The 21,086-nt window shown below is 62.5% G+C and carries 17 protein-coding genes; 4 read left to right on the forward strand and 13 right to left on the reverse strand.

Annotated features, from left to right (window positions below; genetic code table 11):
* Positions 1 to 209: 209 nt before the first annotated feature.
* From RN347_RS08970 to RN347_RS08980, 3 genes are read left to right on the forward strand one after another with little or no spacing between them, the layout of a single operon-like run.
* Positions 210 to 407, forward strand: a complete 198-nt coding sequence (locus RN347_RS08970; protein WP_311960839.1) for a Trp family transcriptional regulator — start codon at positions 210 to 212, stop codon at positions 405 to 407.
* On the forward strand, positions 404 to 1,831 hold the full coding sequence (locus RN347_RS08975; protein ID WP_311957953.1) for an anthranilate synthase component I family protein: 1,428 nt from the start codon (positions 404 to 406) through the stop codon (positions 1,829 to 1,831). The genes RN347_RS08970 and RN347_RS08975 overlap by 4 nt, the downstream gene beginning before the upstream one ends.
* Positions 1,828 to 2,487 carry an aminodeoxychorismate/anthranilate synthase component II gene (locus RN347_RS08980; protein WP_263587123.1) on the forward strand — a complete coding sequence of 220 codons (660 nt, stop codon included), beginning with the start codon at positions 1,828 to 1,830 and terminating at the stop codon, positions 2,485 to 2,487. Before RN347_RS08975 ends, RN347_RS08980 begins: the two co-directional genes overlap by 4 nt.
* Positions 2,488 to 2,565: 78 nt before the next feature.
* Here the strand turns inward: RN347_RS08980 and rluF are convergent, their stop codons facing one another.
* The 6 genes from rluF to cysM all read right to left on the reverse strand — a co-directional run bounded on the left by rluF (position 2,566) and on the right by cysM (position 11,985).
* Complete coding sequence (gene rluF, locus RN347_RS08985) at positions 2,566 to 3,621, reverse strand: 23S rRNA pseudouridine(2604) synthase RluF (protein WP_311957954.1); 1,056 nt, start codon at positions 3,619 to 3,621, stop codon at positions 2,566 to 2,568.
* A gap of 72 nt (positions 3,622 to 3,693) precedes the next feature.
* Positions 3,694 to 6,342, reverse strand: a complete 2,649-nt coding sequence (ppc, locus tag RN347_RS08990) for a phosphoenolpyruvate carboxylase (protein WP_311957955.1) — start codon at positions 6,340 to 6,342, stop codon at positions 3,694 to 3,696.
* A gap of 39 nt (positions 6,343 to 6,381) precedes the next feature.
* Positions 6,382 to 7,209, reverse strand: coding sequence for a nucleoside triphosphate pyrophosphohydrolase (gene mazG, locus RN347_RS08995; RefSeq protein WP_263587120.1), 828 nt, complete (start codon positions 7,207 to 7,209; stop codon positions 6,382 to 6,384).
* A complete protein-coding gene (gene relA, locus RN347_RS09000) occupies positions 7,209 to 9,485 on the reverse strand; it encodes a GTP diphosphokinase (RefSeq protein ID WP_263587119.1) in 2,277 nt (758 codons plus the stop codon). The genes mazG and relA overlap by 1 nt, the downstream gene beginning before the upstream one ends.
* A 65-nt stretch (positions 9,486 to 9,550) precedes the next feature.
* Positions 9,551 to 10,969, reverse strand: coding sequence for a methyltransferase domain-containing protein (locus tag RN347_RS09005; protein ID WP_311957956.1), 1,419 nt, complete (start codon positions 10,967 to 10,969; stop codon positions 9,551 to 9,553).
* A gap of 119 nt (positions 10,970 to 11,088) precedes the next feature.
* Entirely contained in the window at positions 11,089 to 11,985 is an 897-nt protein-coding gene (gene cysM / locus RN347_RS09010) for a cysteine synthase CysM (RefSeq protein ID WP_311957957.1), read from the reverse strand.
* Between the two features lie 90 nt (positions 11,986 to 12,075).
* On the opposite strand from cysM, the gene RN347_RS09015 reads away from it, so the two are divergent.
* Positions 12,076 to 14,781 carry an ATP-binding protein gene (locus RN347_RS09015; protein WP_311957958.1) on the forward strand — a complete coding sequence of 902 codons (2,706 nt, stop codon included), beginning with the start codon at positions 12,076 to 12,078 and terminating at the stop codon, positions 14,779 to 14,781.
* 8 nt (positions 14,782 to 14,789) lie between these two features.
* Here the strand turns inward: RN347_RS09015 and acpS are convergent, their stop codons facing one another.
* The 7 genes from acpS to lepA all read right to left on the reverse strand — a co-directional run bounded on the left by acpS (position 14,790) and on the right by lepA (position 21,069).
* Positions 14,790 to 15,167, reverse strand: coding sequence for a holo-ACP synthase (acpS, locus tag RN347_RS09020; protein ID WP_311957959.1), 378 nt, complete (start codon positions 15,165 to 15,167; stop codon positions 14,790 to 14,792).
* Between the two features lie 2 nt (positions 15,168 to 15,169).
* Entirely contained in the window at positions 15,170 to 15,985 is an 816-nt protein-coding gene (gene pdxJ / locus RN347_RS09025; protein WP_311957960.1) for a pyridoxine 5'-phosphate synthase, read from the reverse strand.
* Positions 15,986 to 16,076: 91 nt separating this feature from the next.
* The gene (gene recO, locus RN347_RS09030; protein WP_263587307.1) at positions 16,077 to 16,778 is read right to left on the reverse strand and encodes a DNA repair protein RecO; all 702 of its coding nucleotides are present in this window, start codon (positions 16,776 to 16,778) and stop codon (positions 16,077 to 16,079) included.
* Between the two features lie 25 nt (positions 16,779 to 16,803).
* Positions 16,804 to 17,703 carry a GTPase Era gene (era, locus tag RN347_RS09035; RefSeq protein WP_311957961.1) on the reverse strand — a complete coding sequence of 300 codons (900 nt, stop codon included), beginning with the start codon at positions 17,701 to 17,703 and terminating at the stop codon, positions 16,804 to 16,806.
* Positions 17,700 to 18,395, reverse strand: coding sequence for a ribonuclease III (gene rnc, locus RN347_RS09040; RefSeq protein ID WP_263587112.1), 696 nt, complete (start codon positions 18,393 to 18,395; stop codon positions 17,700 to 17,702). The genes era and rnc overlap by 4 nt, the downstream gene beginning before the upstream one ends.
* Positions 18,396 to 18,435: 40 nt before the next feature.
* Positions 18,436 to 19,239, reverse strand: a complete 804-nt coding sequence (lepB, locus tag RN347_RS09045) for a signal peptidase I (RefSeq protein ID WP_311957962.1) — start codon at positions 19,237 to 19,239, stop codon at positions 18,436 to 18,438.
* Between the two features lie 15 nt (positions 19,240 to 19,254).
* Positions 19,255 to 21,069 (reverse strand): translation elongation factor 4, encoded by a 1,815-nt coding sequence (gene lepA / locus RN347_RS09050; protein WP_263587110.1) that lies wholly within the window; start codon positions 21,067 to 21,069, stop codon positions 19,255 to 19,257.
* Between the last annotated feature and the right edge of the window lie 17 nt (positions 21,070 to 21,086).

The following is a 21,086-nucleotide window of genomic DNA, read 5'->3' on the forward strand; positions in this document are numbered from 1 at the left end:
GGGATGGCGCGGTGCGCTTACTAGGGGTGTACATGATGGCGTTGGAAGGCGATCGGCTTGACAGGCCGTGCCAAAACGTTATGTACTAGTACACTAGTACAAACGAAAAGGCTTTTAACGTGGCTAACAACGTACCAGATAAGGCGGCAGAGGATGGTTTCAAGTCCGAGCTCGTGCGCTATCTGCTCGACATCGACACAGAGCGCGCGATGGATCACGTGCTCGATAGCCTGCTAACGCCTTCAGAGTATCAGGAAATCGCTAAACGGCTACAAATTTTCAAGCTGCTCGATGAAGGCGTGGCGCACCGAAAAATCGCCGAAACACTGGGCGTCGGCATCGCTACGGTTTCCCGAGGCGCCCGGGCATTTTCTTCCAACACACACGTATTCAAGGACACTCCATGAGCGCCGGCCCCACGCCTTTTACTCTGCCGCGAAAGCCACACTACGTCACGCTTGCCGCCGACTGCGATTTCTTCGCGCTGTTTCAGAAGATCGAGCGCGCTTTTGAGAACTGCTACATGCTCGAATCTCTGGGCGAAGATAGCCACATGGCGCGTCACTCCATCATCGGCTTCGACCCGGAATACTTGATCTACGCCAACGGCCAAACGCTCACGATCGAGCACCGCGACGGTGAGATCGATCATCACGAGAGCGACAACCCTTACGAGCTTCTGCGCTCGCTGATGCCGCAGAACATCATCTCGCGCAAGTACGCTGGCGGCCTGTCCGGCTACCTGGGTTACGACGCCATGCAGTATTTCGAGCCGACGCTTACGCTCAAGGCGAGCGACGATTTCGACACCTTCCGCTTCGGCCTATACAAGGACGGGCTGATTCTCGACAAGATGACCGGCGAGGTCACCTACTTCTACTACGACGATAGCCGCTTCGAGTATCTGCAGGGGCTGATCGAGTCCGACGATGTTGCCCCCGGCGCGCTCAAGATTACCGCCCTTGGCGACACCATGACCCGCGACGAGCACGCGGCGGCAGTGGCGAAGGTGAAGCAGGATATCGTCGATGGCAAGGTCTTCCAATGCGAGGTGGGCTTCAAAAAGCGCTTTCGCATAGAAGGCGATACGCTGGCGCTGTACGGTGAGCTTCGGCGCATCAATCCGTCACCGCAAATGTATTACGTCCGGTTCGGCGAGCAGCGCCTGATCGGCGCAAGCCCGGAGCTTTTGTTCCGCCTGCGCCAGGGCGAAATGGAGACGTTTCCACTGGCCGGTACCACGACCCGTGGCAAGACCGCCCAGGAAGACACCCAGCTTGCCCGGGCGCTGTTGAACGATCCCAAGGAGATCGCCGAGCACAATATGATCGTGGATTTGCATCGCAACGATATCGGCCGGGTCGCCCAGTTCGGCACGGTCAAGGTGAGAAGCCTGATGGACATCAAGCGCTTTAGCCACGTGCAGCATATCTCCAGCGAGATCGTCGGTATCATCGATCAGAACGAGGACATGTTCACCGCGCTCGCCAGCAACTTCCCCGCGGGAACGCTGACCGGCGCGCCAAAAATCGAGGCGATGAAGATCATCGATGACCTGGAGACCGATGGCCGCGGGCCCTACGGCGGCGCGGTGGGCCAATTCTCCTTCAACGGCGACTGCACCTTCGCCATTCCCATCCGTACCGTGTTCGTCAACGGCGAAAACGCCTACGTGCAGACCTGCGGCGGCAACGTCTATGACAGCAACGCCGAGGATGAGTACGAGGAGATCCGCCGCAAGTTCGCCGGCACCCGAAAGGCCTTGGCGCCGTTCATGGACGAGCCGGAAGACGTCAAGGGATCAGAAACCGCCACGGAGAGCCCGGCATGAACGTTTTGATCATCGATAACTACGACTCCTTCACCTACAACCTTTACCAGTTCATCGGCGAGATTCTGACCGCGGAGAAAAACCGCGGCGCGCTCGAGCGTTTTAATATTACGGTCAAGCGCAACGACGAGATCGACTTCGACGCCGTGGCGGCCATGGCGCCGGATCGCATCATCATCTCGCCGGGGCCGGGCTCCCCTAACGATCCGCGCTACTTCGGCGTCTGCGGTGAGGTGATCGAGAAGCTTGGCCCGACCACGCCGCTTCTGGGCGTGTGCCTGGGGATGCAGGGCATCGTTCATGTCTTTGGTGGGCAGGTGATCAAGGCGCCGCTGCCGATGCACGGCAAGATCAGCCCGATCAACCATGACGGCCGCTCGGTCTTCAAGGACGTACCGGATCAGCTCGAAGTCATGCGCTACCACTCGCTAATCGCCGATGCGGCCTCGCTGCCCGAATGCCTGGAAGTGACCGCGACCGTCGGCGGGCTACCGGCGGCGGACTTTGCCGAGCGCAAGCGCTGGCAGGCCGCCGGCGAGTTCGAGCTGATGGGCGTCAAGCACCGCGACTACCCGATTCACGGCATCCAGTTCCACCCGGAGTCGTTCGCCACCGAAGGCGGCAAGGAGCTGATCGGTAACTTCCTGCTGGCGTGATGCTTCGAACATTGGCAAAAAAACCGAGCGCTTTCACAAGCGCTCGGTTGTTTGATTCCGGGATATCGTTTTACAGCGCTAGCGCTTACCTTTACCCCGCGCGGGTTTGGCCGATGCGGCCCGCCCCTTTCCTGCCGGCTTGCCGCCGTTTTTTGCCGAAGGCTTACCGGCGGTTTTATTGATCGGCTTACCCGCGGGCTTTCCCGCTCGCTTGCCCTGAGCGGCAGGCTTGCCCTTTGCCGGGGGCTTGCCGGCCCCCTTGGGCGCGGGTTTGCCGTTACCGGGCTTGCCCCGCCCGGCGGGTTTGGCCTTGTGCGCGGTGCCGCTTCTTCCCTTGGGCGGAGCACCCGCTTTGCTGGAAGCGCCCTTTCGCGCACGCGGTTTTGGCTTTTGCGCCGGCGGCGGCGGCGCGGCCTCGGAACCCTCGGTAAGAGCGACGATCGTGTCGATCTCCCTGGGCGTTAGATCGCGCCAGTCGCCCAGGGCAAGGCCCTTGAGCGACACGTTCATGATGCGCGTGCGCACGAGCTCCACCACCTCGAAGCCGAAATATTCACACATGCGGCGAATCTGGCGATTGAGGCCCTGAACCAGCGTGATGTTGAAGGCAAACGTCGACACCTTCTCCACCTTGCACTTTTTGGTGACCTGGCCAAGGATCGGCACGCCGGCCTGCATGCCGCTAACGAACTCGTCGGTCACGGGTTTGTTGACCGTGACCACGTACTCCTTTTCGTGATTATTGTTGGCTCTGAGAATCTTGTTGACCAGATCACCGTTGTTGGTCAGCAGGATCAGCCCCTGGGAGTCCTTGTCGAGGCGGCCGATGGGAAAGATGCGTACGCCGTGGCCGACGAAATCGACGATGTTGGCCTTTTCGCTGGACTCGGTGGTGCTGACGATGCCCACCGGCTTGTTCAGCGCGATCAGCACCAGGTCCTCTTCCTCCTGGGGCTCGATCTCCTGGCCGTTGACCTTGACCCGGTCTCCCGGCACGACCTGATCGCCGGTCGTTGCGCGGCGCCCGTTGATGTAAACGTTGCCCTGCTCGACGAAGCGGTCCGCCTCGCGGCGCGAGCAGAGCCCGCTTTCGCTGATGTACTTGTTGATCCGGGTCGATGTTTTAAGCGACATAACACGCCTGACTTGCGTTTAAAAAGAGACGCCGCCGCCCAAAGGCGGCGGCAAGAGGCTACGCACGGGGCGTTATCCGGTGTTTCTGAGTCCGGCGGCGATGCCGGCCATGGTGACCATCAGCGCGCGGGAAAGGTCGGCGCTGATCGCGCCGTCGGCGTCGCGGTTACGCTGCAAGAGCTCCGCCTGCAGGCCGTGAAGCGGGTCGATGTAGGGATTGCGCACGTCGATCGCCTGACGAATCAGCGGCGTGTTCTCCAACAGCGCCTTTTGATCGGCGATATCCAGCACGGCGACTTCCAGGCGCGCGAAGCGCTCACGCAGCTGCTTCCCCAGCGCCTTGAGTGAGGGCTCATCGACCAGCCGATGCTCGTAGTAGGCGGCGATCGCCACGTCCGCCTTGGCCAGCAGCATCTCGAGCATGTCGAGGTAGGTGCCAAAAAACGGCCACTCGCGCCGCATTTCCTGGAGCACTTCTCGCCCGCCGGGCTGCTCGAGGCGATTGGCGAAGGCCTCGCCGCTGCCAAGCCAGGCCGGCAGCATCAGGCGTATCTGGGTCCAGGCGAAGATCCACGGAATGGCGCGCAGGGTTTCCACGCCGCCGTCCTGACGGCGCTTGGTCGGCCGCGAACCCAGCGGCAGCCGCCCCAGGGCGCCTTCTGGTGTCACCGCGCGGAAATAGGGCACGAAGTCCGGGTCCTCGCGGACCACGCCGACATAGCCCGCATGCGCCACGCGGGCGAGCTCGTCCATCTCCTTTCGCCACTCGGGCTGCGGGGCCGGCGGCGGCAACAGCGTGGCCTCCAGCACCGCGCAGGCGTAGATCTCCATCGAGCGCAGCGCGATATCCGGCTGGCCGAACTTGAAGCGGATCATCTCACCCTGCTCGGTCACGCGCAGACTTCCATTCACCGAGCCCGGCGGCTGGGAGAGAATCGCCGCGTGGGCCGGGCCGCCGCCGCGCCCGACGGTGCCGCCGCGCCCGTGAAACAGCGTCAAATCGACCCCGTGGCGCTTGCACACCTCGACCAGCGACTCCTGGGCGCGGTACTGCGCCCAGGCCGCGGCCAGCTGGCCGGCGTCCTTGGCGGAGTCGGAGTAGCCGATCATCACTTCCTGGCGGTCCTTGACCAGCGACCGATAACCCGGCAACGCCAGCAGTTTATCGATGGCGCCAGCGGCGTTGTCCAGGTCGTTGAGCGTCTCGAACAGCGGCGCGATGGGCAGCGACACTCGCCCACCGATCTCTTTCATCAACAGCGCAACGGTGAGTACGTCCGAGGGTTCGGCGGCCATGGAGATGATGTAGGTGCCGAGCGCCTCGGCGTGCTCACCCGCAATCACCTTGAAGGTATCGATCACTTCACGCGACTCCGCCGAGCACTCCCAGCGTCTGGGAATGAGCGGTCGGCTGGAGGCCAGCTCCTCGAGCAAAAACGCCTGACGGTCGGCCTCGTCCCACTGCTGGTAGTGGCCAAGGCCAAGCTCGCTGGTCAGCTCTTCCATCAGCTGGGTATGGCGGCTCGCCTCCTGGCGCAGGTCAAGCTTGGTGAGCGTGACGCCAAATACCGCCACGCGGCGCAGCGTATCGAGCAGCGCCCCATTGGCAACGGTGTCGAGGCCAACGTCACACAGCGAGCGGTAGCAGGCCAAAAGCGGCGCGTAGAGCTGATCGCGGGTTTCGATGATCGGCCCGCCGTCGAAGTTGTAACCGTCAAGGCCCGCTTTCGCCCAGTCGCGCGTCGCCTCGACCTTTTGCAACAGGCGCTTCAAAAGCTCGCGGTAGGGCTCGGCAACGTCGCCCACTTCGGCTTTCATGGCGCTGTTTGCCTTCCACATGGAAAGCTCGGTCTTGAGCTGATCGAGATCGCGAAGGTAGAGATCCGCCGCCATCCAGCGGCCAAGCAGCAGCACCTCTTTGGTCACGCGAGCGGTCACGTTCGGGTTGCCGTCACGGTCGCCGCCCATCCAAGAGGCGTAGCGAATCGGCGCGGCGTCCAGCGGCAGGCGCTCGCCGGCGGTTTCGAGCAGCAGGTTGTCCAAATCGCGGTGAAAATCCGGCACCGCCTGCCACAGCGAATTTTCGATCACCGCGAAGCCCCATTTGGCTTCGTCCACCGGGGTGGGCCGCTCGTGGCGAATTTCATCGGTATGCCAGGCTTGGCTGATCAGCTCGTTGAGCCGCCCGCGAGCGCGCTCGCCGCGCTCGGGGTACTCGTCAGCGCTTTCGATGACGCTCAGGCACTCGTCGATGGCGTCGTACTTTTGAATCAGGGTGCGGCGAATGACTTCGGTCGGGTGTGCTGTCAGCACGAGCTCGACGCGCATGTTGGCCAGCGTTTCCACCAGCGAGCGCGGCGAGTTGCCGGCCTGACGGGCGCGCTCCAGAAGCTCGCCGAGCACGGGCTGGGTGCCGGGCTTGTAATCCTCGACCCGGCGAAAGCGCGCGCGGTAGTGCTGCTCGGCGATGTTGGCCAGGTTGAGAAACTGGTTGAATGCGCGGGTGACCGGTAACAAATCACGCTCGGGCAGCTCGCGCAGGTACTCGATCAGCGCGCGCTGCTGCAGCGTATCGCCCTGGCGGCCTTGCTTTGCGTGGGCGCGAATCGTCTCGATCTTGTCGACGAAGCTCTGTCCCAGGTCGTCGGCGATGGTACGCCCGAGACTGTCACCTAAAATACGTACGTTCTCACGAAGCGATTCGTGTAGATCATGACTCATTAACCTGGCCTCCCGGAAAGTCCGTGTGGGGTGTTGTTGTTAACTGCGCTCCTGGCGCTTGGCGGCCTGCCAGTGGCGCTCCATTTCATTCAAGGTGGCGTTTGACATCGAACGCTGCGACTCATTGAGGGCGCGCTCGACGTAGCGAAAGCGACGCTCGAACTTGGCGTTGGTCGCGCGCAAACACGTCTCGGGGTCGGCATCGAGGGTGCGCGCGAGATTGGCCACGGCGAACAGCAGATCTCCGACTTCCTCGCGCGCGTGGGCCGTATCATTGGCGGCCAGCGCCTCTTCGACCTCGCCAAGCTCTTCACGAATCTTGTCGAGCACGCCGCGGGTATCCGGCCAGTCGAACCCGACCCGCGCAGCGCGCTTGGAGAGCTTGTGGGCGCGGCTCAGCGCCGGTAGCGTTTTGGGCACATCGTCCAGCGTCGAGGCGTTATCAATGGCGCGCCCGTTGCGCTCGTCGTCTTTCAGCGCCTCCCAGCGGTGTTTGACCTGACGCTGCTCGACCTCGTCGGCGCTTTCCCCCGGGGCACGCCGTGAGGCGAGCGTGCCTTCGGGAAACACGTGAGGGTGGCGGCGAATCATCTTGCGCGTGAGCGTGTCGACCACATCGAAAAAATCGAAGCGCTGCTCCTCGAGGCCGAACTGCGCGTAATAGACGATTTGAAAGAGCAGATCACCGAGTTCGCCCGGAAGCTCATCGAAGGCGCGCCGCTCGATGGCATCGGCGACTTCATACGCCTCCTCGATGGTATGGGGCACGATGGTGTCCCAGCGCTGCTCAACATCCCAGGGGCAGCCCTGTTCGGGGTCGCGCAACACGCGCATCAATTCGAGCAGGTCCGCCAACTCATAGCGCATCAGTGACTCCCCTTGCGCGCGTTTTTTTCCGGGTCGGCGTCGCGCAGCCTTCGCACTTCGGTGACGTTGGGCAGCTGCTGAATACGCGAGAAAAGCCGCCCCAGGGTTTCGAGCCCATCAACTTCCAGGGTGATACGAAGCCTTGCGATGCTTTCATCGGTGTCGGTCAGGGTGTTCACTGCCAATACGTTGACCTTTTCATTGCCCAAAAGCCCAGTCACGTCGCGCAGAAGGCCCGAGCGGTCCCAGGCCTGAATTTCGATAGCCACCGGGTAGCGCGTGTGGGCGCGCTCGCCCCACTCCACCTCGATGATGCGCTGCGGCTCGTCGAGGCGGTGCTGCAATACGTTCGGGCACTCCTGACGATGAATCGTCACGCCGCGCCCCTGGGTGATGAAGCCGATGATCGGCTCGCCAGGTACCGGGTTGCAGCAGTTCGCCATGTTGGTTTTCAGGTTGCCAACGCCCAGTACGGTGATATCGCCCTGAGGCGCCTTACTCTGCTGGCGGCGCGGTTTGGCCAACAGCCGCGCGAGTTTTTCCTGGTCGTCGCTTTCGCCAAAGAGCTGCTGAGCCTGGTGAAGCACCTGACCGATGCGCAGATCCCCCGCCCCGAGGGCGGCGTACATGTCATCGGCGCTCTGGTAGTTGACCGCTTCGGCGAGCTTTTGCATATCGAGGCCGTCGACGTCCAGGCGCTTCATCTCACGCTCGAACAGCGCCCGACCCTCTTCGAGGTTCTGGTCCCGTGCCTGATGCTTGAACCAGGCTTGAATTTTGGCCCGCGCGCGGGAGGTGCGCACGTAGCCCAGACTGGGATTGAGCCAATCGCGGCTCGGCCCGCCCTTGGTCGCGGTCAGAATTTCGACCTGCTGGCCGGTTTTCAGCTTGTAGTTGAGCGGCACGATGCGCCCGTTGATTTTGGCGCCGCGGCAGCGATGACCGATTTCGGTATGCACCCGGTAAGCGAAGTCGATGGGCGTGGCGATGCGCGGCAGATCGATCACGTGGCCGTCCGGAGTGAAGACGTAGATCCGATCCGGAGCGACGTCGCTTGCAAGCCCTTCACGCAGGTCACCGTAGCCGCCGACCTCATCCTGCCACTCGAGTACCTGCCTGAGCCAGGCGATCTTCTCTTCGTAGCTGCGGCTTTTGGCGTTGGTGTCGTGGCCCTTGTAGCGCCAGTGGGCGCAGACGCCGAGCTCGGCTTCATCGTGCATGGAGAAGGTGCGAATCTGGATTTCGAGCACCTTGTTTTCCGGCCCCATGACGGCGGTGTGAAGCGACTGATAGCCGTTTTTCTTCGGGTTGGCGATGTAGTCGTCGAATTCGTTGGGCACGTGGTGCCAGCGTGAATGCACGATCCCCAACACCGTGTAGCAGTCGGTGACCGCGGGCACCAGAATGCGCACCGCGCGCACGTCGTGTACCTGAGAAAAATCGATCCGCTTGCGCTTCATTTTGCGCCAGATCGAGTAGATGTGCTTGGCCCGCCCTTTGACGTCGAACTCATTGATGTTCTGGGCGCGCATCAACGTCTCGAGCGTGCTCACCACGTCCTGAATGTAGCGGTCGCGGTCGAGACGTTTCTCCGCCAGCAGTTTGGCGATGGTCTTGTAGTCCTGCTCGTGCAGGTAGCGAAAAGAGAGATCCTCGAGCTCCCACTTGATCTGGCCAATTCCGAGGCGGTGTGCCAGCGGCGCATAGATATCGGCGACCTCGCGGGCGACCTGCAGGCACTTCTCGCGCGGGGCGTCCTTGACCTGGCGTAGCGCGCAGGTGCGCTCGGCGATCTTGATCAGCGCCACGCGCACGTCGCTGACCATGTTGACCAGCATCTTGCGCAGGTTTTCCTGCTGATTGTGCTGGGCCATGGCGTGATTCGAGGTCAGCGGGTAGCTGATGGCCGCCATCTGCAGCACGCCGTCGATGAGGTTGGATACCTCTTCGCCAAAACGCTTGGTGATGCCCTCCAGGCTGATCAGTCCTTCGCGCACCGAGCGGTAGAGCACCGCTGCCTCGAGCGCAGCCTGATCGAGCTTGAGATCGGCGAGGATGTCCGCCATTTCGAGCCCCATGCGAAAGCTCATGCCCGGCGACAGCCATACGCGATGGGTCTTGGGTGCCTGGCGCTCGAGCATTTCGGCCAGCTCGCAGGCTTCGATCAGCCGCTCGGGTTCGGGTAGGCGAACGCTCTCTTTCAGGCGCGTCAACCACTGCTCTACATCCACCCGGCCGGTCTGGGTTAGCGGCTGGTCTTCACGCACTTTCACCATGGCAATGACTCGTCCTTTAAACTAACGGCGCTTATCCCGCTGTAAGTGTAGCGCCAAATGAGGGTCTAACCTCGGTATTCGAACAGCACCATCGTTTCGACGTGTGCGGTATGTACGAACATGTCCGCCACGGCCACCGCCGCCTCGCGGTAGCCCTGGCTTAAAAGATGCGCCGCATCGCGCGCAAGCGTTGCCGGGTCGCAGGAGATATAGACCACGCGGGGCACGCGGTAGCGGCCAAGCGCCCGGCAAATGGCCTCGGCGCCGTCGCGCGGCGGGTCGAGCACGACCGCATCAACGTCTTGATCGTCTTCGAACAGCGCCGCTACGCTCGCCTCACGACTCAAGTCCGCCTGCCGGGCGGCGATATCGAGCCCGTGGCGCGCGGCGTTTTGCTCGATCCGCGCGACCATGGTTTGGCTGCCTTCCACGGCGTGCACGTTCGCGCCCTTGAGCGCCAGTGGCACACTGAAGTTACCGATCCCGGCGAAGAGATCAAGTACGCGTGGCGCCGACGAGGATGCAAGCGTCGGTGTCAGCCACTCCAACACCTGATTCACCATACGCTGGTTGACCTGCTGATTGACTTGAAGAAAGTCTCCCGGCTCGAAGCCCAGGGTCACGTTGAGCGGTGGCTCTTGCTCGACACCATCCGGGTCAAGGTACAACTCATCCTCGAGCGCCGGCGCCTCGCCGTACCACTCGAGTGTCGCGTTCTCACGCCCGACGAAGGCGCCTACGCTAACGCCCTGCTCAAACGCAAAGGCGCGCCAGGCGGCGGCGTCCTGAGCGTTGGCCTTGAGCTGGCGCACCAGCACTACCGGCGCCCCGGCTGGTTTGATCAGCTCGAGATGCCCTACCTGACGCGGGGCGCTCAAGGTATCGAGCAGCCCCTTGAGCGGGGCGATCAGCGACGAGAGTTCGGGCACCAGCACGTGGCAGTGCGCGATATTCACCAGGCGGTGGCTACCCGCTGCGCGAAAGCCCAGCAGCACGTTCTCCTGGCCATCCACGCGCACGCCGAGGCGAGCGCGACGGCGGTAGTGTTCGGTGTCGCCGTCAAGCGGCGTAATTTCAGATAGCGTCATGCCCTGACGCGCGAAGAGCTCCTTGACCACCTGGCGCTTGTGCTCGCGCTGGGCCGGTAGCGCCAGGTGCTGCAAATCGCAGCCGCCGCAGCGCTCGAAATAGGGGCACGGCGGCGTGACCCGATTCTCCGAGCGCGTCAAAAGCGCCTTGATATGAGCCTCGTCGAAGCGCTTTCTCTGGGTATGCACTGCCGCCTCGACGGTTTCACCGGGCAGCGCCTGTTCGACGAACACGGTTTTGCCCGCCGCGTCATGGGCGATACCGCGCCCGTCGTGGGCGAGCCGGTCGATGGTCAAGGCAGTGCCATCGGCCCCTTTTACCGGCGCCGCAGCAGGCGTACGGGCAAGCCCCGAATGCCCGGATTTGGGGCGCGACGGCCGCTTTTTACCCAGCATAAAAACGATCCAGCACCGTGTGGTCTATCCAGAGCATTGTGTATTCCAATCATCGTGTTTCAAAAAAATCGGCGCCTGTTAGAGCTTTTAGCCATGCGCACATCGTTAGACGAGCCGGCCTACGAAGCCGTATCGAACAAATTAGTCGAGAGGTAGCGGTCGCCACGGTCGCAGACGATGAAAACGATCACCGCATTTTCCACCTGCTCGGCAATCCGTAGTGCGCCCGCCAGGCTCCCGCCGGAGGAAACGCCGGCAAAAATACCCTCTTCACGGGCGAGCCTTCGCATGTGGCTTTCGGCCTCTTTTTGGCCGATATCGAGCACCGTATCCACCCGCGGGGCTTCGAAGATGGCCGGCAGGTACGCTTCTGGCCAGCGACGAATACCGGGAATGCTCGCGCCATCCGCCGGCTGTAGGCCGACGATCTCGATCGCGCTGTTTTGCTCTTTCAGATAGCGCGACACGCCCATGATGGTCCCTGTCGTGCCCATGGAGCTGACGAAGTGGGTGATCTCGCCGCCGGTCTGACGCCAAAGCTCCGGACCGGTGGTGCGATAGTGCGCCAGCGGATTGTCCGGATTGGCGAACTGGTTCAGGGGCTTGCCCTTGCCGCTTGCGATCATCTCATCGGCGATGTCACGCGCTTCTTCCATGCCGCCCTGTTGGCTTGCCGAGATCAGCGTGGCGCCAAAGGCGGCCATGGCCTGCTTGCGCTCGCTGGAGGCGTTTTCCGGCATCACCAGCACCATGTTGTACCCCTTGATCGCGGCGGCCATGGCCAGCGCAATACCGGTATTGCCCGAGGTGGCTTCCACGAGGGTGTCACCTGGCGTGATCTCACCGCGCGCCTCTGCCTCGGCCAGCATCGACAGCGCCGGGCGGTCCTTCACCGAGCCCGCCGGGTTGTTACCTTCGAGCTTGGCCAGCAGCGTATTGTTACGCCCGGCGCTGATGCGCTTCAACCGCACCAGCGGCGTATTGCCGATCACATCTTCAAGCGTGGGATAGTCCATCGTCCATTCCTTATCGTCACCGTTGTGTTGCATTATATCGAGGCTGCCTGTGACTGGACAGGTAACCCACGGAATCAATGAGTTTCATTCATGTCCCTGAATACGCGTACGCTGCTGGCCCTGGTAGGCATTCCGCTTGTCATTTACGCCGCCATGGCCGCGCTACTACTTCTGCACAACGCCGGTACCCAGCAGCGACTTTTTACCGAGCGACTGGTCGGCGCCAGTGAAGCGCTGGCGCCAGGGCTCAACGACGCCCTGGGTGAGGGCGACGAGTTGCGCGTGGAGCGCCTGGCGCGCCAGCTCATGGAGTACAACGCTCTGCGGGCGCTGACGCTGTTCGACGAGCAGGGCAACCGGGTGTTGGCATTGGGTCGCCCGCTTCTGGCGGCTCAGCGGCTCAGCGTGCCCCGCAGCACCACTCTCATCGAAGACCGAAACATCTGGCGCTTGCAGGTCCCGCTGTCGATCTATCACGGTAACGACGGGGCGGGCGCCGGCGGCAGTGGCCGCTGGCTCGAAGCCGAAGTCGACACCCGTACGCTTGCCCTGGAGCGCTACCGGTTGTTGGCGCTGCTGAGTCTGGGCGGCGCCGCGCTGGGGGCAGTTTTGCTGCTGTTATGGCGCGCGTTGAGCCGCTATCTCACGCGTCCGCTCGAACGCGCCAACCAGGCGCTCTTTCGCCTTGCTCACGGCGATTATGAACGCCGTTTGGGCAAGCATGAGGCGGCCGAGTTCGACGCGCTGGGGCAAAGCATCAACGAGGTCGGCGAGCATCTCCAGCACTTTCAGCGCGACATGCAGCGCCAGATCGAGCTTGCCACCCGGGAGCTTTGTGAGTCGATGGAAACCGTCGAGGAGCAGAGCATCAAACTGGATCTTGCGCATCGTAGCGCGGTCAAGGCCAACGCGGTCAAGTCCGAGTTTCTGGCCAACATGAGCCACGAAATCCGCACGCCGCTCAACGGCATCATCGGCTTTTGCCGCCTACTCGGACGCTCCGAACTCGACAAGCGCCAACTCGAGTGGCTGCGCCAGGTCCACCGCGGCTGCGACAACCTGCTGCGGTTGGTCAACGACGTACTCGATTTTTCGAAAATCGAGGCCGACCAGCTCAACCTCGAGGAGGTGGCATTCGACATGGCGACGGTAATCGATGACGTCATTGGCCTGAACGCACCGGAGGCTCAACGAAAGGGGCTCCATCTATTGGGTCTTCTCCTCGACGATATTCCCACGCCGCTTTGCGGCGACCCGATGCGACTTCAGCAGGTACTCAATAACCTGGTCGGCAACGCCATCAAGTTCACAAGCGTAGGAGAGGTCGTGGTGCGCGCCGAACTGGGGCAACAAGAGGGCCAGCACGTCGTACTCAACGTCAGCGTCAGCGATACCGGAATCGGCCTCAGCGCCGAGCAGCAGCACGGGCTATTCGATGCCTTTACCCAAGCTTCTCCCAGCCACTCGCGGGAGTACGGCGGCAGCGGCCTGGGCCTGAGCATCTGCCGCCAGCTGATTGCTCGCATGGGCGGCGATATTTCGATCGACAGCGCACCGGGTGAAGGCGCGCGCTTCTCGTTCACACTCCCCCTGCGCGCCCACGGCGCGGTCAGCGCGCGCCCGCCGCTCGATTTGAAGCAGATAGTGGTGCGTTTGCACGAGCCTCACCCCACGACCCGCGCCATGCTGGAAAACTGGCTGGCTCATTGGGGCGCCCGCCCGGTATCGTTTGCCGACACCGATGACACGACGCTTTTGATGTTGGCGCTTACCCCGCAGGACTTCGTCGCCCCACGCCGGCATTACTGGGAATCGGTGATCGAGCAGGCCCAGCGCCCCACCCTGATCCTTGCGCTGGGCGTGCAGCTCGACCTGCCCGACTGGCCGCTGCCGTTTGGCGGCGACATCATCAGTAAACCGCTCACACGCCGCCGGATGATAGCAGCCCTCGAGACGCTGTTTAACGGCGGCCCCACACCGGCTGACGACGTCGAAGACGAGCTCGCACCAACAGGGCCGGTCAGCGTACTAATCGTGGACGATAACGCCGCGAATCGTATGCTGCTCAAGGCGCTTTTGGAGAGCGACCACCTTGAGGTGGTGCTGGCCGACAGCGGCTACGGTGCGCTCGAATATGCGCGGATGCGCCACTTCGATCTGGTGTTGATGGATATTCGCATGCCGGGGCTGGACGGGCTCGAGACCACCCGGGCGCTTCGCCAGATCGATGATACCTGGGCGCGCTGCCCGATCGTGGCGGTCACCGCTCACGTCCCCGAGCACCAGTGCCAGCGCTGGCTCGCCCAGGGCTTCGACGATGTGTTACTCAAACCCGTAGACGAAGCCGCGCTGGAGAAACTGATCAAACGCTTTTTGGGCATGACGCTGGTGTCGCCAGCCGATGAGCTGATGGAGGCCGGCGAGATCAAAACGAACAGCTCGCCGCCCGCACTGGATTTGGCGCTGGGCGCCGCTCGAGCCGGTGGAAGCGAGGCGTTCGCCAAGCGCCAGCTGCTGCTTTTGATCGACAGTCTGACGCAGAGCAAGGCGCAGATCGAGCAGGCGCTCGAGCAAAACGATCGTGAGGCGCTGCTCGAGGCGGTTCACGCGCTCAATGGCGCCTGCCGTTACTGCGGCGCCCCGGCGCTTGGTGAGGCGGCTTTTGAGCTCGAACAAGCGCTTCACCGCCATGATGTCGATGAATCGGCCCGGATCTCAAAAGCGCTCGAGGCGCAGGCGATGGCCCTGCTCGACGAAATCCGGGCGCTGAGCGCCCAACGCTTCATGCTCGTTTGATCGAGCCGTCAGCGTTCGAGTACGACGAAGGCGAGCGCATACTCCGCCTCGTCGCTGATCGACACATGGGCGCTTTGTGCACCGCTTTGCTCGAAAAGCCGCCTGGCTTCGCCGGTAAGCTCGAGAACGGGTTTGCCGAGCGCATCGTTGAGCACCTGAATATCGCGCCACTGCATGCCCGCGCGAAGGCCAAGCCCCAGCGCCTTGACGAACGCCTCCTTGGCCGCGAAGCGCTTTGCCAGGAATGCCGGCGAACGGTGTCGGCTCACCCAGTTCTCGTGCTCAAGCGGGCCCAGGATGCGCGCGGCGAAGCGTTCCCCGTGGCGCACCATGGCGGTTTCAAAGCGCGCGACCCGCGCAATGTCCGATCCAATCCCCACGATCACACTCAGTGCCCGCAGCAGCCGTTTGCGTGATCGTGATCATGCGAGTGCTCATGATCATCGAGCGCAGCCATCAACCCCGCTTCCTGACCGGCGATGATCAATCGCTTCATTTCCGCCACCGCCTCCTTAAGGCCCACGAACAGCGCGCGGGCGATGATGGCATGACCGATATTGAGCTCGTTGACGCCGGGCAGCGCGGCGATCGCCTCCGCATTATGGTAGTGAAGGCCGTGGCCCGCGTTGACCACCAGCCCCAGCGACACCGCATGAATTGCGGCGGCGTTGAGCCGGGCGTATTCGTCCTTGGCCGCTTGCGAACCCACGACCGCCTCGGCGAAGGCGCCGGTGTGCAGCTCGATGGTCGGCGCCCCGGCGCGGTGCGCGGCGTCGATCTGCTCGAACTCCGGATCAATGAACAGCGACACGTCGCAGCCGGCCTGCGCCAGACGCTCGCAGGCGCTCTGAATCTGATCGAAGCCGCCCACTACGTCCAGCCCGCCTTCGGTCGTCAGCTCCTCACGCTTTTCCGGCACCAGACAAACGTGGGCCGGTTTGAGCTCTTCGGCAAGCGCCAGCATCTCTTCGGTCACCGCCATTTCCAAATTCATGCGCGTGTTGAGCATCTCGGCCAGAAGGCGCACGTCCCGCGGCTGGATATGGCGGCGGTCTTCGCGAAGATGGACCGTGATGCCGTCGGCACCGGCTTCTTCTGCCAGCAGTGCGGCCTGCACCGGGTCCGGGTAGCGCGTACCGCGGGCCTGCCTGAGCGTGGCGATATGATCGATATTGACACCGAGTAAAATCCGCGGGGGGTGCATGGCGCTCTCCAGTGCGTGATCCAAAAATGAATGCGTCGGTTTAAAGGCTAACGTTGAGAAACCAGGATGTCAGGAGCCCGGATGGGACACGTCAGGATTCTCCCGAACTCGCGCGGCGCCGGGCCAGATCCACCATCAGCTCACGCGAGCGTAAAGGCTTTGACCCCAAATGCGGCGCGAGCGCGGCGCGCATGACCGCCTTCAGCGCCCCGGAAAGCCCGTCCGGCGTCCAGTCGCCCTGGTCGAGAATGCGCAGCGCCCGCCCTTCGATGCCACGCTCGAAAGGTACGAACGCGCGGCTTTGCGACTCGAACCGATAGCGCCCTTGAGGGTCGAGAGCGTCGCCTTCCGGGGTGGTGAAGCGCGGCGTCGCCCCGAGCGCGTCGAGCAGCGCCCACTCGAAGCGGCGAAGCGCCAGCGCCCGTCCGCTTGGCTGGGGCAGCGCGTCGAGTAGGGCGCTATAGAAGGCGAACACCTCCTCGGCGGCAAGTTCCAAAGGCAGCAGCCGAGTGGCGATTTCGTTGGCGTAGAGTCCGCAAAGAAGCCCCTCCCCTACCAGCAGCGCCGTTTGTCCGCGCGATTCCATCAGGGTCAGACGCTTTAACTCATGATCGCCGCGCCAGGCCACGAACAACGGCGTGAATGGCTGCAAACGCTGGCGGGATTTGGAGCCCGGACGCTGGCCGCCGTGGGCGACCGCCCGAATGCGCCCGTGGTTCAGCGTTAGCAGATCGACCAGGGCGCTGGTTTCTCGGTAAGGGCGCCGATGAAGCAAAAACGCGGGCTCGGCCATGGTGGCTTTGCTCAAGATAGTGGGCTCAATCGAGATCGTAACCCAGGCTTTTGAGCGCCCGGTCATCGTCGGACCAGCCGCGCTTGACCTTCACCCACAGGTTCAGCATCACCTTGGTACCGAGGGTGCGCTCCATATCGAGGCGCGCCTCGCGGCCGATACTCTTGATACGCTCGCCGTTTTCGCCGATCAAAATGACCTTTTGCCCCTGACGCTCGACGAGGATCAGAGCGCTAATGTGGGTGACGCGCTCGGTCTCGCGGAACTCCTCGATCTCGACGGTCATCTGGTACGGCAGCTCGTCGCCGAGCTGGCGCATGACTTTTTCGCGAACGAGCTCAGCGGCCATGAAGCGAAGGCTACGATCGGTGATCTGGTCGTCCGGGAAGAAGTGGATACTTTCCGGCAGGTGTTTGGCGACCTCCTCTTCCAGCGCCTCGACCTGAGTGCCGTGCTTGGCGGAAATCGGAATCACCGCGGCGAAGTCGCGCCGCGCGCCGACCTCACTAAGCCAGGGCAGCAGCGAGGCCTTGTCCTGCAGGCGATCCACCTTGTTGACCGCCAGCACCACCGGCGCCTTGACGTGCTCCAGGCGCGCCAGCACCGCCTGGTCTTCTTCGGTCCAGCGCGTGCGATCGATGATGAAGACCACGCAGTCGACGTCGCGAAGCGCCTGGGTGGCCGCCTGGTTCATGAAGCGGTTGATCGCCTTGTTGCGATCCTTGGACATGATGTGCATGCCCGGGGTATCGACATAGATGAACTGGGTCTCTTCCACCGTCTTGATACCCATCACCTGATGGCGCGTGGTTTGCGGGCGCCGGGAGGTGATGGACACCTTCTGCCCCAGAATACGATTCATGAGGGTCGATTTGCCTACGTTAGGCCGCCCAACGATGGCCACAAAGCCGCAGGTTTGACTCATGACGCGGGATCTCCGGGAGTTTTTTCAAGGTGGGTGAGCGCCTCTTCGGCGGCTTGCTGCTCGGCGTGGCGCCGGCTAGGGCCTTTACCGGTCGTATGCTCGCTCAAAAGATCGATATAGCACTCGACGGTAAAGGTCTGAGCGTGGGCCTCGCCCTTTACGGAGACGACTTCGTAGCGTGGAAGCGCCGCCTGGCGTGACTGCAAAAATTCCTGCAGACGGGTTTTTGGATCCTTTTGAGTGTCCTGCAGCGAGGTGCTCTCAAGACGCTCCCGATACCAGGCGAGCACTCGCTCGCGTACCGCATCCATACCGGCGTCGAGGTAGATCGCGCCGATCACCGCCTCGACCGCGTCGGCCAGAATCGACTCGCGTCGGTGCCCGCCGCTTTTCATCTCGCCGGAGCCCAGGCGCAAACACTCGCCAAAGGCCATTTCACGGGCAAGCTCTGCCAGCGTTTGGCCCTTGACCAGGCGCGCGCGCAGGCGAGAAAGCTGGCCCTCGCGGGCCTGGGGGAAGCGCTCGAAAAGCGCCTCGGCAATGACGAAATTGACGATCGAGTCGCCCAGAAACTCCAGGCGCTCGTTATTGCGCCCACCAAAGCTGCGATGGGTCATCGCCAGCTCCAGAAGCGACTCATCGCCAAAGGTGTAGCCGATTCGTCGGCAAAAAGCGTTCAGGGAATTACTCACGATGCTCCTACGTCTTCGACGTTGACCTGGGCGGTGCGACTCATTCGATTCGCCTTACGCTCGAAAAACTGGGCAGTCCACCGTCCCAGTGCATCCAGACGGCAAACGCGCGCCCGACGATGTTTTCCTCCGGCACGAACCCCCAGTAGCGGCTGTCGTTGGACTGGTCGCGGTTGTCACCCATCATGAAATACTCGCCCTCGGGCACGATGACTTCGCCCATCTGCGGGCCCGGATCGCGAGGATTGTTGTAGATGGCGTGGCTGACCGGCCCCAGCCGCTCATTCAATAATAGCTGTTGCGGCGAGGCGGCGGGGCCCTCCTCGATCAGCGTTTTGGCGACCGGCTCGCCGTTGATGTAGAGCTGTTTGCCTTCATAGCGAATGCGATCGCCCGGCAGGCCCACCACGCGCTTGATGAAGTTCACCGACGGCTCGTCAGGGAAACGAAACACCATGACTTCACCGCGCTCGGGCTCACCGACCTCGACGAAGCGCTCGTTAATCACCGGCAGGCGCAACCCGTAGGCGAACTTGTTGACCAGAATGAAATCGCCCACCTCGAGCGTCGGCCGCATGGAACCGGAGGGAATTTGAAACGGCTCGACGATGAAACTTCTAACCACCAGCACGACCAGCAGTACCGGAAACAGCGAGCGCGAATAGTCGACCGGCCAGGACTCCTTTTCGAGTTTGGCGCGGGTGGTGGCGTCGAGTTCGCCTTGGGCGGCCTCTTCGGCATTGATCAGGCGGCGGCGGCGACGCGGGCGAAACCACAGGGCGTCGAGCAGGTAGATGACCCCGGTGATCGCGACGGCCAGTACCAGTAGTAGTGAAAAATCCATGAGGGTGTCGTCTTCCTAGTCGTTGACCTTGAGCACAGCAAGGAAGGCATCCTGAGGAATTTCCACACGCCCGACCTGCTTCATCCGTTTTTTACCCGCCTTCTGCTTTTCCAACAGCTTTTTCTTACGGCTGACGTCACCGCCGTAGCACTTCGCCGTTACGTTCTTGCGCAACGCCTTGACGGTAGAGCGCGCCACGACCTGACCACCGATGGCCGCCTGGATCGCCACATCGAACATCTGGCGCGGAATCAGCTCGCGCATTTTCTCGACCAGCAGGCGCCCGCGGGAGTGAGCGTGGTCACGGTGAATGATCACCGCCAGCGCATCGACCTTGTCACCGTTGATCAGTACGTCGAGGCGCACGAGTTTTGCCGCCTCGAAGCGCTCGAAGTTGTACTCGAGCGACGCATAGCCCTTGGAGATCGACTTGAGCCGATCGAAAAAGTCCATCACCACTTCTGACATGGGAAGCTCATAGGTGAGCTGGATCTGGCTGCCCAGAAACTGCATGTCGCGCTGCGTGCCCCGGCGCTGCTCGCACTCGGTGATCACGTTGCCGACGTAGTCCTGGGGCACGAGAATGCTCGCCCGCACCACCGGCTCGCGCATCTCGTCGACATCCGCCATGTCGGGAAGCTTCGAGGGGTTGGAGACGTAATTGACGTCGCCGTTTTTCATCGCAAGCTCGTAAACCACCGTGGGCGCGGTGGTCAAAAGATCGAGATCGTACTCGCGCTCGAGGCGCTCCTGAACGATCTCCATGTGGAGCGTGCCCAGAAAGCCGACGCGAAAACCAAAGCCCAGCGCGTCGGAGTTCTCCGGCTCGTAGTCGAGCGAGGCGTCGTTGAGCGCGAGTTTTTCGAGCGCGTCGCGAAAATCCTCATAATCGTCGGCGCTGACCGGGAACATGCCCGCATAGACCTGGGGCTTGACCTTTTGAAAGCCGGGAAGCCGGGCCACGTCCGGGGATTTGGTATGGGTGATGGTATCACCGACCGGCGCGCCGTGAATTTCCTTGATACCGGCAACGATAAAGCCGACCTCGCCGGCGCGCAGCATGCCGGTTTCCTTTTTGAGCGGCGTAAAGATACCGACTTCCGAGGTGTTCCAGTCGCGCCCGGTCGACTTGATACGAATCTTGTCGCCCTTTTTGAGCGTGCCGTCGAAAAGACGCACCAGCGAGACGACGCCCAGGTAATTATCGAACCAGGAGTCGATGATCAGCGCCTGAAGCGGCGCATCCGGGTCACCCTTGGGCGGCGGAATATCGCGCACCAGCCGCTCCAGAAGCTCGCCGATGCCGATGCCGCTTTTCGCCGAGACCTGGCAGGCGTCGGTCGCGTCGAGCCCGATGATCTCCTCGATCTCATGACCCACGCGATCAGGGTCGGCTTGGGGCAGGTCGATCTTGTTGAGCACTGGCAGCACCTCGAGGCCCTGCTCGATAGCGGTGTAACAGTTGGCCACCGACTGCGCCTCGACCCCTTGGGCGGCGTCGACGACCAGCAGTGCCCCTTCGCAGGCGTAGAGCGAGCGGGAGACTTCATAGGAGAAATCGACGTGGCCGGGGGTGTCGATGAAATTGAGCTGGTAGACGCTGCCGTCGGCGGCGGTGTAGTCAAGCGTCACCGACTGCGCCTTGATGGTGATCCCCCGCTCGCGCTCGATATCCATCGAGTCGAGCACCTGCTCCTTGAGCTCGCGATCGGTCAAGCCCCCGCAGGTCTGAATCAAACGATCCGACAGCGTGGACTTGCCGTGATCAATGTGCGCGATAATGGAGAAGTTGCGAATATGCTTAATTTTACTGGTATTTTCTGATGACATTACGCTTTGCAATCCGG

The organism is Halomonas sp. PAMB 3264, from assembly GCF_031954245.1.
Taxonomy (GTDB): Bacteria; Pseudomonadota; Gammaproteobacteria; order Pseudomonadales; family Halomonadaceae; genus Vreelandella.

What these genes read in the sequence shown, in the direction of transcription:
- RN347_RS08970 (WP_311960839.1), top strand. Translation starts at nt 210, where the DNA reads ATGGATCACGTGCTCGATAGCCTGCTAACGCCTTCAGAGTATCAGGAA.
- RN347_RS08975 (WP_311957953.1), top strand. Translation starts at nt 404, where the DNA reads ATGAGCGCCGGCCCCACGCCTTTTACTCTGCCGCGAAAGCCACACTAC.
- RN347_RS08980 (WP_263587123.1), top strand. Translation starts at nt 1,828, where the DNA reads ATGAACGTTTTGATCATCGATAACTACGACTCCTTCACCTACAACCTT.
- rluF (WP_311957954.1), bottom strand. Translation starts at nt 3,621, where the DNA reads ATGTCGCTTAAAACATCGACCCGGATCAACAAGTACATCAGCGAAAGC.
- ppc (WP_311957955.1), bottom strand. Translation starts at nt 6,342, where the DNA reads ATGAGTCATGATCTACACGAATCGCTTCGTGAGAACGTACGTATTTTA.
- mazG (WP_263587120.1), bottom strand. Translation starts at nt 7,209, where the DNA reads ATGCGCTATGAGTTGGCGGACCTGCTCGAATTGATGCGCGTGTTGCGC.
- relA (WP_263587119.1), bottom strand. Translation starts at nt 9,485, where the DNA reads ATGGTGAAAGTGCGTGAAGACCAGCCGCTAACCCAGACCGGCCGGGTG.
- RN347_RS09005 (WP_311957956.1), bottom strand. Translation starts at nt 10,969, where the DNA reads ATGCTGGGTAAAAAGCGGCCGTCGCGCCCCAAATCCGGGCATTCGGGG.
- cysM (WP_311957957.1), bottom strand. Translation starts at nt 11,985, where the DNA reads ATGGACTATCCCACGCTTGAAGATGTGATCGGCAATACGCCGCTGGTG.
- RN347_RS09015 (WP_311957958.1), top strand. Translation starts at nt 12,076, where the DNA reads ATGTCCCTGAATACGCGTACGCTGCTGGCCCTGGTAGGCATTCCGCTT.
- pdxJ (WP_311957960.1), bottom strand. Translation starts at nt 15,985, where the DNA reads ATGCACCCCCCGCGGATTTTACTCGGTGTCAATATCGATCATATCGCC.
- recO (WP_263587307.1), bottom strand. Translation starts at nt 16,778, where the DNA reads ATGGCCGAGCCCGCGTTTTTGCTTCATCGGCGCCCTTACCGAGAAACC.
- era (WP_311957961.1), bottom strand. Translation starts at nt 17,703, where the DNA reads ATGAGTCAAACCTGCGGCTTTGTGGCCATCGTTGGGCGGCCTAACGTA.
- lepB (WP_311957962.1), bottom strand. Translation starts at nt 19,239, where the DNA reads ATGGATTTTTCACTACTACTGGTACTGGCCGTCGCGATCACCGGGGTC.
- lepA (WP_263587110.1), bottom strand. Translation starts at nt 21,069, where the DNA reads ATGTCATCAGAAAATACCAGTAAAATTAAGCATATTCGCAACTTCTCC.